This is a genomic window from Paraburkholderia sp. BR10923 (assembly GCF_040948765.1).
In the GTDB taxonomy this organism is placed as follows: Bacteria; Pseudomonadota; Gammaproteobacteria; order Burkholderiales; family Burkholderiaceae; genus Paraburkholderia; species Paraburkholderia youngii.
Genome location: NZ_JBFPKO010000060.1, coordinates 1 through 12,536, shown reverse-complemented (window position 1 = coordinate 12,536; position 12,536 = coordinate 1). Strand labels below are relative to the sequence as shown.

At 61.4% G+C, this 12,536-nt stretch carries 8 protein-coding genes and 2 pseudogenes; 1 reads left to right on the top strand and 9 read right to left on the bottom strand.

Annotated elements, in window-relative coordinates; all coding sequences use genetic code 11:
- Nucleotides 1-116: 116 nt before the first annotated feature.
- The 8 genes and pseudogenes from AB3X94_RS40165 to norR form a co-directional block, all read right to left on the bottom strand.
- A complete protein-coding gene (locus AB3X94_RS40165) occupies nucleotides 117-728 on the bottom strand; it encodes an MFS transporter (protein WP_368614363.1) in 612 nt (203 codons plus the stop codon).
- Between the two features lie 48 nt (nucleotides 729-776).
- Nucleotides 777-2,471 carry a glycoside hydrolase family 43 protein gene (locus AB3X94_RS40160; RefSeq protein WP_368614362.1) on the bottom strand — a complete coding sequence of 565 codons (1,695 nt, stop codon included), beginning with the start codon at nucleotides 2,469-2,471 and terminating at the stop codon, nucleotides 777-779.
- Between the two features lie 145 nt (nucleotides 2,472-2,616).
- On the bottom strand, nucleotides 2,617-3,435 hold the full coding sequence (locus AB3X94_RS40155; protein ID WP_368614361.1) for a CoA ester lyase: 819 nt from the start codon (nucleotides 3,433-3,435) through the stop codon (nucleotides 2,617-2,619).
- A complete protein-coding gene (locus AB3X94_RS40150) occupies nucleotides 3,432-4,820 on the bottom strand; it encodes an MmgE/PrpD family protein (RefSeq protein ID WP_368614360.1) in 1,389 nt (462 codons plus the stop codon). Before AB3X94_RS40150 ends, AB3X94_RS40155 begins: the two co-directional genes overlap by 4 nt.
- Before the next feature lie 108 nt (nucleotides 4,821-4,928).
- Entirely contained in the window at nucleotides 4,929-6,107 is a 1,179-nt protein-coding gene (locus AB3X94_RS40145) for a CaiB/BaiF CoA transferase family protein (RefSeq protein ID WP_368614359.1), read from the bottom strand.
- A gap of 16 nt (nucleotides 6,108-6,123) precedes the next feature.
- Nucleotides 6,124-7,287, bottom strand: a complete 1,164-nt coding sequence (locus tag AB3X94_RS40140) for an acyl-CoA dehydrogenase family protein (protein ID WP_368614358.1) — start codon at nucleotides 7,285-7,287, stop codon at nucleotides 6,124-6,126.
- Nucleotides 7,288-7,305: 18 nt separating this feature from the next.
- On the bottom strand, nucleotides 7,306-8,148 hold the full coding sequence (locus AB3X94_RS40135) for a MaoC family dehydratase N-terminal domain-containing protein (RefSeq protein ID WP_368614357.1): 843 nt from the start codon (nucleotides 8,146-8,148) through the stop codon (nucleotides 7,306-7,308).
- Between the two features lie 216 nt (nucleotides 8,149-8,364).
- Nucleotides 8,365-9,960, bottom strand: a pseudogene (gene norR, locus AB3X94_RS40130) (nitric oxide reductase transcriptional regulator NorR).
- A 138-nt stretch (nucleotides 9,961-10,098) separates the two neighbouring features.
- Between norR and hmpA the strand changes: the two are divergent.
- The gene (gene hmpA, locus AB3X94_RS40125) at nucleotides 10,099-11,280 is read left to right on the top strand and encodes an NO-inducible flavohemoprotein (RefSeq protein WP_368614356.1); all 1,182 of its coding nucleotides are present in this window, start codon (nucleotides 10,099-10,101) and stop codon (nucleotides 11,278-11,280) included.
- Nucleotides 11,281-11,413: 133 nt separating this feature from the next.
- Here the strand turns inward: hmpA and AB3X94_RS40120 are convergent.
- A pseudogene (locus AB3X94_RS40120) lies at nucleotides 11,414-12,317 on the bottom strand (CorA family divalent cation transporter).
- Nucleotides 12,318-12,536 lie beyond the last annotated feature (219 nt).

Genomic DNA, 12,536 nt, shown 5'->3' with positions numbered 1-12,536 from the left:
TCTCGAAACCCGCACCTTCGTCAGCTGCCATCGCCAGCGTCTGCTGCTTCATCCTGTTCTGCCTTCCTTATCCACTCCGCTCTATAACGCTCCGAGTAGCTATGCGGTGGACTTGATCAGCAATGCCCTAATTCGGTATTCGAAACGTGCTTGCTATCCTTCGGGCTGTTTCTGATATAGATCCAGCCGAATATCGCCATCGCGATACCGGGAATGAACAGACTCGTGAAAATCGCGCGCCATCCCCACACTGCCATCACGGCCGCCACGAACAGCGGAGCCAGTGCGGGTCCCAGCGCATTCGTGGTCATCATCAGCCCGGTCGCCCGGCCCAATTCGCGCTTCGGGAACCATGCCGACAGTGCCTTGAACGCGGCCGGAGGAAAGAGCGCTTCGCCGACGCCGAATGCGACCCGCACCACCAGCATCAAGCCGAGCGAATTGCACAGTCCGGTAAGCGCGGTGAAAATCGTCCACCACGTGATGCCGATCGTCGTCATCAACCGCGGGCCGAATCTGTCTGCCAGCAGGCCGGCCGGAATCTGACATAGCGCGTAGCTGAAGAAGAACGCACTGAGGATTCCTCCCATTTCCATCGCCGACAGATGAAACTCGGACGCAATAAATGGAATAGCCGCGGCCATGATCATTCTGTCCATGTAACAGAGCAGATAGATCGCGAACAGAATCAGCAGCACGAGATAGCGATGTCTCCAACGAAAGCGCATGAAGTCTTCCTTATTATTAAGCGACAGCGGTGAAGCGAAATTCGAGCTCTAGCCGGTCAGTTGGCGATATGAGAACGACTTGAAGTCGGCAGGTTCGCGAAAACCGAGCATGTCATTGACGGTGATACCAGCGAAAGCCCCCGTGAAGCCGATTGGGGTGGCATATTCATCGCTGAGTTTCGTGAAATCCTTTGCCAGTCCGAGGTCCTTCCAGTCACCGTGTGCCACGCGATAGAAGAAGCTCAGTTTTGCGTCTACGACGCGAATCCGCAGGTCGATCCCGGTGGACTCGGGCAGCGTCGCCAGTCGATTGCTATAGGCGAAGCTGCCCGCATCCATTTCCATGTAGGACAGGATTTTCGTGCCGTCGTCGTCGCGCGTGACGAACAGGTAGTAAAAGGTGTTTTCGTCGTAACGCGCCATGAGCCCAGCCATGTGCAGATATGACTTGGGCGAAAATTCCAGCGCCGTTTCGACCTCGAACTGCCAGTCACGGATTCGACAGGCCAGCATGCTTTGATGGAAGCGCGAGGTTGGTGACTCTTGTCCCCTTATCCGCAGATAGCCTGGACGGTCGTGAAGATTGCACCAGTCGTCGCTAATGGGAATGCGCAGACTCTGCAGTTCCAGCGGCAGCGCGGCGCATTGTCCGAAATCGATCGCCCAACTGCTGTCGAGCCTTTGCTCGATCTCCGAGTCGATCGCAAAAGATTCGGCGGGGACCACTCCGCCAGTGGCGAGGTGGGGCCAGCCGGCATGCCATTCGATCGGGGCGATGCAGGTCTCGCGGCCTAGCGGCGAGCGCCTCGTTTGCGCATCGATTGGTCTCGATCCGAGGTACGTCATGTACCACCGGCCATTCGGACCTTCGACCAGATTGCCGTGGCCGGTCCGCTGGATCCGGCCATTCGCGTCGCGCGACGTGAGCATCGGCGTGTCAGGATGAAACTCGTATGGACCGAAGATATCGCGGGACCTGGATACGCACGTTGCATGCGTATAGCCTGTGCCGCCCTCCGCCGTGATCAGGTAGTACCAGTCCCCCCTCTTCAATAAATGGGGAGCCTCGTATATCTGACATTTCATGAAGTAATCGGTCTTCAGGTTGGCGCCTTTGTAAATCACACGCTCTTCACCGATCAGCTTTTCCTCCTGCACCGAGTATTCCCGCAGAACGATTCCGACGAAAAGATCTTCGTGGATTCCTCTGAAGTCGCGCCGGATATAAGCGAGCCACTTTCTGCCGGATTCGTCGTGGAACAGCGATGGATCGTATCCACCGGAGACGAGATGGACGGGCTCCGACCAGGGTCCGGCAATGTCCGGGGCGGTCACGAGGTAGTTGTGCATGTCGCGCAGCGGGGAAATCTTCTGTTCGCCTTTCCATGCCTTGGTGTCGGTATACACGAGCCAGTAAAGACCGTCGTGATAGGACAGGGCTGGCGCCCATATGCCTCCGGACGGCTGCTCTCCGATCAGGTTCAATTGCGACAACCTGTCCAGAGGCGTGGCCTTGAGTTCCCAATTGACGAAGTCTTTCGATTCGTAAATGAGAACGCCCGGATACCATTCAAACGTTGAAACCGCGATATACCACGCATCCTTGCCACGGCATATACAAGGGTCCGGGTTGAAGCCGCGCAGAACTGGATTTTGAATAGTACTCATCGGGAAGGTATTTTTCTGACGTGCTGAAAGGAACAGATCTTTTGGCTTTTCGGCGAATATTGTTACCGATAACAATTCAATCTAGCATGTGACCTGCTAACTATTCAAGTGCGATGATGGGAGGGTATTCCCTTGGGTGAGGTGCTTACTGGTACGTCGTCCGAATGACCAGCAGGCGATGTAGGAATCCTGCTATGAGGGCACGACGAAAACGGCGTTGTCAGAAGCTCTCGGAGTTGCCCAAAACTCTCCGCGCCCGCAGGATCACCGGCATATCGACCATCTTTCCATCCACGGCGACTGCCCCGCCATGGCTCGCCTCGACAGCCGCAAGCACGCGTCGCGCCCACTCCACCTCGGCGTCACTCCATGCATATGCGCGGTGCACCGCCTCGATCTGCTTCGGATGAATGCAAAGCTTGCCGCCGAAACCAAACCGCCGCCCGCGCCGTGCATCGGCTTGCACCGCATCAGCATCGGTAATGGCCGTCGATACGCCATCCACCGGCGCACCGATTCCGGCCAACCTCGATGCAAGCACGATCTGCGAGCGAAACAGATGCAACTCCTCGCCATCCCCATCGATGCCGAGATCGACCTGAAAATCCAGCGTACCGAACACGATACGCAGCACGCGCGGCGCGCCGCATAACTCCGCAAGATTCGCGAATCCGCACGCAGTCTCGACAATCGGCAGTACGCTTAACGCCGGATGCGCGTTCGCCAGCACCGCGCAGATCTGTTCGCGCGTCTCAGCCTTCGGCAGCACGATTCCGGCGACGCCGCTCTGACAAACGAGCGCAGCAACGTCATCTGAAAACCAACGCGTATCCGAGCCATTGATACGCACCCACACGGCCCGCGAGGCGTTAGCCGATACCGCAGCCACCACCGCCGCGCGCGCCGGCACTTTCTGATCCGGCTGCACCGCGTCTTCCAGATCGAGAATCACCGCATCCGCGCCGGCCGCATAGGCCTTGTCAAACCGCTCAGGCCGATTCCCAGGCACGAACAGATACGACCGGGGCAGCGCGCTCATGCCGCCACCATCGTGCGCGCAGTTGCATCGAATACCGGGCCAATCTGCGCCACTTCGGCAACACCCCACGCCCGGCGAAGCAGTTGCGCCGCTTCCTCTTCACTAGCCGCACCCGAGAATGCCGCTAGCCGATGCAGCTTCATCGCAATCTCGTCGCGCGACAACGTGTTCCCTGGATCGCCCTTCGGCTCATCGACACGCCCATCGAAAACACGGCCGTCGGTCGTGGTCACCGTGACCTTGCCTATCCAGCGCGCGGGATAGGCGGCGTCGACTTCGGCGTCGAGCGTCATCGTGACCTTGTCGCGAAACACAAGGATCTCGCTCGCGTCGAAACCCTGCTCGAATTCGGTCATGCCCGCATAGCCGTGATGCGCGACGAGCCCAAGCACCGTACCCATGTTGAACTTCGCCTGATGCACGGTACGCGGCGCGATCACGGGACCGAGCACATCGATCGCGCCTTGATGCACGTGCGCGACGACCTTCGCGATGTCGCGCGGCGCGAGACGATGCGCCCGCACCACAGCGAGCAGCGCATCGGCGGCGGGATGCGTATGGCGGCACGCCGCGTGATATTTGAACGACGTCTCCGCGGTCGCCCAGCGGCTGCCAAGGCGATCGACGAGGCGAGCCGGATCGGCATCGCTCGACATGCCCGCGGCCATGCCCTGCGCGCCTTCGAGAATGTGCGTCGCACCCTTGAAGCCGTCGGCGGCGAGTTGCGCGGCCATCAGGCCGTTCGCGGCGGCCATCGCGGTGTGCAGTTGCTTCGAGTCGGCGGCGTCGCGCAGAAATTCCCACAAGCCGCTAGCCTGTGTGCCCGCCGAGCCGAACGCATCGAGCATCTGCGACGGCGCCAAGCACAGCAATCGTCCTGCAGTTGCCGCCGCCGCGAGCGTGCCGACCGTGCCCGTGGTGTGAAACACCTTGTAGTGCGAGCGCCCGAGAAATTCGCCGATGCGAATGCCGACCTCGTATCCCGCCACGGCCGCCGTGATGAAGTCGCGCCCCGACGCTCGCTTTGCCTGTGCTAACGCGAGCGCAACCGGAAACACCACGGTCGCGGGATGAAACACCGAGCCATTGTGCACGTCGTCCTGTTCGGCGAAATGCGATGCCGCGCCGTTGATCATCGCGGCGAAATACGGCGTCGTGCGGCCGCGATCGATCAGTACCTCGCAGAGGCCCTCGTTCGTCGCACCGGCCGCTGCGCGCGCAAACCGAGCGATCGTCTCGACCGGGCGTGCGCCTTTGCCTGCAAGCGCCGAGCCGAGCCAATCGACGTACAGGTTGACGGTCCGCTCGACGACCTCGTTCGGGATACTGTCGAAGTCGAGTTGCGCAGCGAAAGTGGCGAGCGTGAGACTGGGATGGTCGTTCATGAGTGTCGTGCGCCGTGTGATGCCAGGTTGCATCGGGTTCGTTCGGAATACCGGCTTGTCATCCCGCATCACATGCATGCGGGCGCGAACCGAAACAGGCCTACTGAATCAGATCGTGCCGGCCGCGCGCAGCGCGTCGATGCGCGCATTGTCGTAACCAAGCTCGCGCAGAATTGATTCGGTGTGTTGACCAAGCGTAGGTACAGGGTCCATCCGAGGCTCGATGTCGGAAGGCAAACCCGGAGGCCGCAATGCCGGTATCGTGCCCGCTGCCGTGCCGACTTCCTGCCAGCGCTCGCGTGCCTTCAGTTGCGGATGCGCCCACACGTCCGCGAGCGTATTCATCTGCGCGTTCGCTATGCCTGCCTGATCGAGTCGCTCGATCACCTGCGCGGCGCTCAGCTTCGCGAACGCCGCGACGATCACCTCGCGCAATGCATTGCGCGCCGCGGTGCGTTTCGAGTTCGATGCGAAGCGTTCGTCCGTTGTTAGCTCAGGCTGGTGGAGCACGCGCTCGCAGAACAGCTTCCATTCGCGTTCGTTCTGCAGGCCGAGCATGACCGTCTTGCCGTCGCCAGCGGGAAACGGGCCATAAGGATAGATCGTTGCATGCGCGGCGCCCGCGAGCGCAGGCTGCGACTGACCGTCGATCGCGTAGTAGAGCGGATAACCCATCCACTCGACCATGCTCTCGAGCATCGACACGTCGATACGGCAACCGCGCCCCGTGCGTCCCCGCTGCAACAGCGCGCTCAGGATGTTCGAATAAGCGTACATGCCCGCCGCGATATCCGCGATCGAGCAGCCCGCCTTCGCTGGCGCGCCAGGAGAGCCGGTGATCGACAAAAAGCCGGACTCGCTTTGAATCAGCAGGTCGTACGCCTTCTTGTCGCGATACGGACCGTCCGCGCCGTAGCCGGAAATATCGCAGACGATCAGCTTCGGATACTTCTGGTTCAGCGTGTCGTAGCCGAGGCCGAGCCGTTCGGCCGCACCCGGTGCGAGGTTCTGCACGAGCACGTCGGCATCGGCAACCAATGCGTCGAGAATCTCCGCCGCCGCGGGCTGCTTCAGGTCGAGCGAAAGACTTTCTTTCGAGCGATTGGTCCACACGAAGTGCGACGACAGCCCATGCACGCGTTCGTCATAGTCGCGCGCGAAATCGCCGACGCCGGGCCGTTCGATCTTGATCACGCGCGCGCCGAGATCGGCCAGTTGACGCGTGCAGAACGGCGCGGCGATCGCGTGTTCGAGCGTGATGACCTTGATACCGTCGAGTGGTCTCATGATGTCCGCCAGCGGGTCAGAACGAACGCGGCAGCCCGAGGATATGCTCGGCCACGTACGAGAGAATCAGATTGGTCGAGATCGGTGCGACCTGATACAGACGCGTTTCGCGAAACTTGCGCTCGACGTCGTATTCGCACGCGAAGCCGAAACCGCCGTGAAATTGCAGGCACGCATTGGCCGCTTCCCACGACGCGTCCGCAGCGAGCAGCTTCGCCATGTTCGCTTGCGCGCCGCACGGTTGATGCGCGTCGAAACGACGTGCCGCTTCGAAGCGCATCAGGCTCGCTGCCTCGACGTTGATGAACGAACGCGCGATCGGAAACTGCACGCCCTGGTTCTGTCCTATCGGCCTGCCGAACACGACGCGCTCCTTCGCGTACTCGGTGACTTTGTCGACGAACCAGTAACCGTCGCCGATGCACTCCGCGGCGATCAGCGTGCGCTCCGCGTTGAGGCCATCGAGAATGTATTTGAAGCCTTGCCCTTCCTCGCCGATCAGATTCTCGGCCGGGATTTCGAGGTTGTCGAAAAAGAGCTCGTTGGTCTCGTGATTGACCATGTTCAAAATGGGCTGCACGGTCAGGCCATGACCGATCGCTTCGCGCAGATCGACGATGAAGATCGACATGCCCTCCGGTTTCTTCTTCACGTCCGCGAGCGGCGTGGTGCGCGCGAGCAGGATCATCAGGTCCGAGTGCTGCACGCGCGAGATCCACACCTTCTGACCGTTGATCACGTAACGGTCACCGCGCCGTTCGGCGGTGGTCTTGATCTTCGTCGTATCGGTGCCGGTGCTCGGTTCGGTCACGCCCATCGATTGCAGACGCAAGTCGCCGTTCGCGATCTTCGGCAGATACTTTCGCTTCTGTTCTTCCGAACCGTGCCGCAACAGCGTGCCCATGTTGTACATCTGCCCGTGGCACGCGCCCGAGTTGCCGCCCGCGCGATTGATCTCTTCCATGATCACCGATGCTTCCGTGAGCCCGAGCCCCGAGCCGCCGAAGTCCTGCGGAATCAGCGCGGCGAGCCACCCGGCCTTCGTCAGCGCGTCGACGAACTCTTCCGGATAGCCGCGCGCCTCGTCGATCTTGCGAAAGTACTCGCCGGAAAACTGCTGACACAGATCGCGCACGGCCTCTCGAATGTCCTGGAACGAATCGTGTTGCGTGGTTTGCATAATCGAGTCCCGTGGAAGTCAGGCGAGCGCGGCGGTCGCGCGCATGGTCAGATAACCTTCGTGGTCCTTCGCCCACAGGTCGATCGTCTTGCCGTCGGCGGCGGGCTTGCCGCATACCGTGAACGGCTGATCCGCGAAGGTCGGGCGAAGCGCGCGAAACGCGAAACTTTGCAGCGTCGCTTGCGGCAGTTCGCGGCGCACGAGATCGACGAGCAGCGTCGCGATCAGCGGGCCATGCACGACGAGGCCCGGATAGCCTTCGACTTGCGTGACATAGGGATGGTCGTAGTGAATGCGATGGCCGTTGAAAGTCAGCGCCGAGTAGCGGAACAGCATCACGGCATCGGCGTCGATCGTGCGGCGCCACGTTTCGCCTTCGGGTGCGGGCGCCGGCTGTTGCGGCCGCGCTCCCTCCTGCGGCGCGTCGCGATAGACGATGTCGTGCTCCTCTTCCAGCTTCAACTCGCCATCGACTTCGATCGTATGTTGCACGGTGACGAAGACGAGGCGGCCCGAGCGGCCGGTCTTGTCCTCGATGTTGGCGATCGTCGACGTGCGCCGCGCATGTTCACCGGTCTTCAGCGGCGCATGAAACGTGAGTCGGCCACCCGCCCACATACGGCGCGGCAATGGCACGGGTGGCAGAAAACCGCCACGCTTCGGATGTCCATCGGGACCGACTTCGGATAGCGGTGCGACCGGCAGAAAGTACAGCCAGTGCCACAACGGCGGCACGGTGTCGCCGCTTTCCTCGCGATCGAGCGTGGCGGCGAGCGCCGCTAACGGAAACGCGGTGATGTCGTCTTCGGCCACCGCCTGCTTGTTGAGCCAATCGTCGAGCTTCTGTGGGGCAGCGGACATGGCGGAGTCTCCTGGTTTAGTGTGTTGGTCCTCGTTAGGGCCCACTATGACCGACGCGCTGTGTGCCGCGAAGTTCGATTTTCCGAAGCGGGCCTTTGGCTTTAGTTAAGACGTTAGGCCTAGCGCGCGGCGCTGACAATCTGTTTTCGGCGCGATCCGATGTGGCCTCGCCTGGTCGCATTTGCGTGCCGCAACGATGCTCCTTCACCTGCTTCGTTATTTGAGCCCGAGCCGTTTGGCCAGCCGATTCAGATTCGCCCGGTCCAACCCTAGCTCGCGCGCGACCGCCGCCCAGTTTTGCCTATTGCGGATCAGCGCTTCGAGAACGAGATTGCGTTCGAACTCGGTGACCGCGCTGCGAAAGTCTTTCGTCTCGCTTTCCTCGCTCTGCGTGGCTGTTCGATTGGCTTATTGATTCTGTGCGTCGGACAACGCGAAGTCCGCGGCCGTCAACGTCAGAATACGGCGGCGCTCACGACTGGCCGCCAACGCCTTCAGCGCACTGCGTCCGATCAGATGCTCGAGTTCGCGCACATTGCCGGGCCATGAGTAGTGCAGCAACGCGGCCTGCGCGTCGGCCGCAAGACGCAGACTCAGCAAACCGAGCCGCGAGCGATTGTCTTCGAGGAAGAAGCCCGCCAGCAGTAGCACGTCGCGGCCACGCTCGCGCAACGGCGGCACGCGCAGCGGATACACGCTGAGGCGATGATAGAGGTCGGCGCGAAAGCGGCCCGCGCGCACTTCTTCGGCGAGATCGCGATTGGTCGCGGCGATCAGCCGCACGTCGACTCTGTGTTCGTGATCCGAGCCGATGCGCTGCAACTGGCCGTTCTGCAGCACGCGCAACAGTTTCGCCTGCATCGCGAGCGGCAACTCACCGACCTCGTCGAGGAAAATGGTGCCGCCGTCGGCGAGTTCGAACTTGCCGCGCCGATCCGCCGACGCCCCCGAAAACGCGCCGCGCACGTGCCCGAACAGCTCGCTCTCGACGAGCGTATCGGGCAATGCCGCACAGTTCAGGCTGATCAGCGGCTTGTTCGCGCGCGGCGACAGCGCGTGGATCGCGTTCGCGACCAGCTCCTTGCCGACGCCGGTCTCGCCGGTGACGAGCACGGTCAGATCGCTGGCGGCCACCACCTCGATCTCCTTCACCATACGGCGGTGCGCATCGCTGCTGCCGATCAGCTCGCGCCGGCTCTCGCTGCTCGCTAGCCGATAAGCTTCCGCGCGACGCTGCGCCTCTTCGCCATTGCGCGCCAACGCGTCGATGCGTTCGACGACGCTGACGGTCGCAGCCGCGAGGCCAAGAAATGCTTGCAGCGAAGCCATGTCGAGCGTGTTGAAGCGCGCCGGGTCGAGTGCGTCGAGCGTGAGCAACCCCCAAGGCTCGCCGCGGATGAACAGCGGACACCCCAGACAGTCGTGCACTTCGAGATGCCCAGCTGCCATGCCTTGCACGAGGCCATCGTAGGGATCGGGTAGATCGGAGTCAGCCGCGAAGCGCGTCGGCCCTGGCTGGGCCAGCAGCTCCTGAAAGCGCGGATGCTCGGCGACGCGAAAACGCCGCCCGAGCGTATCGCTGCTCAAGCCGTCGATCGCGAGCGGCACGAGCGTATCGCCTTCCAGGCGCAGCAATGCGGCCGCGTCGCCAGGAAACAGCGAGCGCAGCGCGCTGAGCAGCCGCCGATAACGCTCGCGCTCGGACAGCTCGCGCGACAGGTCGAGAATCAGCGGGGTAAGAACGTCGAGGACCGCCTCGGTAGTCAGATCGACTGCGGGTCGAGTCTTTTCGACTAGTGTCGAATGAACCATCTTATTTGCCAGATCGTTGATCTGAATGCATTTTATACCTGGCACGATTTGTGGATAGTAGAGGCAGTCTGCCGAAACCGGCTGTGACACTCGCTGATAGACAGACGCTCACACAGACTCTCATCAGGACTTGAAAATATGCTATCCGCCGAACACCGCGCCATTATCAAAGCAACCGTGCCGCTCCTGGAAAGCGGCGGCGAGGCGCTCACCACGCACTTCTACCGCGTGATGCTCAGCGAGCATCCGGAAGTGCGCCCGATCTTCAATCAATCCCATCAGGCGAGCGGCTCGCAGGCGCGTGCGCTGGCCAACGGCGTCGTGATGTATGCACGCCATATCGATCAGCTCGAGCAACTGGGCGGGCTCGTCGCGCAGGTCATCAACAAGCACGTGTCGCTGAACGTGCAGCCTGAGCACTATCCGATCGTCGGCAAGTGCCTGCTTCGCGCGATTCGTGAAGTACTCGGCGCGGACGTCGCAACCGACGCCGTGATCGAAGCGTGGGCCGCCGCGTATCAGCAACTCGCGGATCTGCTGATCGGCCTCGAAGAGAAGATCTACGCCGAAAGCGCAGCAGCTCCCGGCGGCTGGCGCGGCACGCGGCTGTTCCGCGTCGCGCGCAAAGTGCGTGAAAGCGACGAGATCACGTCGTTCTATCTGCGTCCCGATGACGGCGGCGAATTGCTCGCGTTTCAGCCGGGTCAGTACATTGGCGTGCGTCTGGTGATCGACGGCGAAGAAGTGCGCCGCAACTATTCGCTGTCCGCATTGAGCGATGGCCACGAATATCGCATCAGCGTGAAGCGTGAACCGAATGGCACGGTATCGAAGTATCTGCACGAACAGATCAACGAAAACGACACGCTCGAACTGTTCGCGCCGGCCGGCGAATTTACGCTGCAACCCGGCGACAAGCCGTTGGTGCTGATCAGCGGCGGCGTAGGTATCACGCCGACGATGGCGATGCTGCAAGCCGCGCTGACGACCAATCGTCCGGTGCATTTCATTCACGCGGCCCGTCATGGTGGCGTGCATGCGTTCCGCGGCGCGATCGATGCATTGGCCGCGCGCCATCCGCAACTGAAGCGCTTCTATTGCTACGAGCAGCGCCGTCACGGCGATGCCGACGCGCACGCAGTCGGTTACGTCGACGAAGCGAATCTGAAGAAGTGGTTGCCGGAAACGCGTGACGTCGACGTGTATTTCCTCGGGCCCATCGCGTTCATGAAGGCGATCAAGAAAGGCCTGAAGGCGATCGGCGTGCCGGAATCGCAGAGCCGTTATGAGTTCTTTGGGCCGGCTGCCGCGCTCGAATAACGCACTCGAGTAATCGACGAGTACTTGCCCTCTTTGGATCGTTGCGAAGCGTATTCAAAGACGGGCATCTTCTGGTTTCAATCACGTCGGTGGGTTTGGCCTCGTAAGAAGCGGGCCGAGTCTGCTGTGCGTTCTAGCGCTCCCTTCTGCGGCTAAATGCCCACCAGCCTGTCAGCCCGGTAGAGCCGACTTCCAGCAACACCATCACCTAAAATCCATGCTTGTTCTCGGCGAGCGGAATGCCACCAACGTTCATGCCGAAGAAACCGGCAATGATATTGATTGGCATCGCCAGCACCGTGACGAGCGTCAGCGTAAATAGCGTGCGGTTGTTCTGCTCCTCGAGACGCGAGGTGATTTCTTCCTGCAGCAATCTAACCCGCTCGATCAATCCGGCCACGTCCGAAAGCACGACCGAGAACTCCTCCGTCGATTCACGCAGATCCTGCAGTTCTTCCACATGAAGCCAGCGAGGCGGCCTCGCCAGCAAGCGGAAAATTGCGCCCGGTTCGGGTGCCAGCATCCGCTGCAGGCGTGTCAGCGTGCGACGCATCGCGCCGAGGTCGAGGCGGTTTTGCGTCGGCCGTTGCGACAGGAAGCGGTCCTCGATTCGATCGACGTCGGCACTGTTTCGGCGGACGATCTGCACGAGCAGGTCGGCCTGGTCGCGCGATTTCGGACGGGATGAACTCGAGGTTGAACATGACGTCGTTGACGACTGCGCGCAGTGCGCCGTCCGCATGCTCGATCCGCGTCGAATGCGAGCCTTCGCGCAAGGCGTCGAAAAACGCTTCGGACAGATCGAGTTGCGTGCGCATCCAGCGCTCGCTCGCGCTATGCGCGAGATTGAAGTGAAGCCACAGAAACTCGCCACCGTCCTTTGCGGTAGCGTCGGCATCGTCCTCACTCTCGCGGAACCAGTCGATGACCTCGTCCGCGTCGATCGGCCGTCCGGCAAGCGTCGGCAAGAACCGGAAACCGCAGACCATGCCCGACGAACCCGCGCCGTAGGTTTGCAATGCCAGATCTGATTTCATAGGGCGTTCAATGCGAGCGCTTCCGAGAGGGTTGAGACGCATTGAGGCGGGTGGAGGGTTTCGCTTACTTCAATGCTGTTTGTTAATTTCGGCCGCGTAAACGCAAAAACCCCACCGCTGCGGGTGGGGTTTCTGGCTTTGGGGGAGCCTGACGATTACCTACTTTCACACGGGCAATCCGCACTATCATCGGCGTGGAGTCGTTTCACGGTCCTGTTC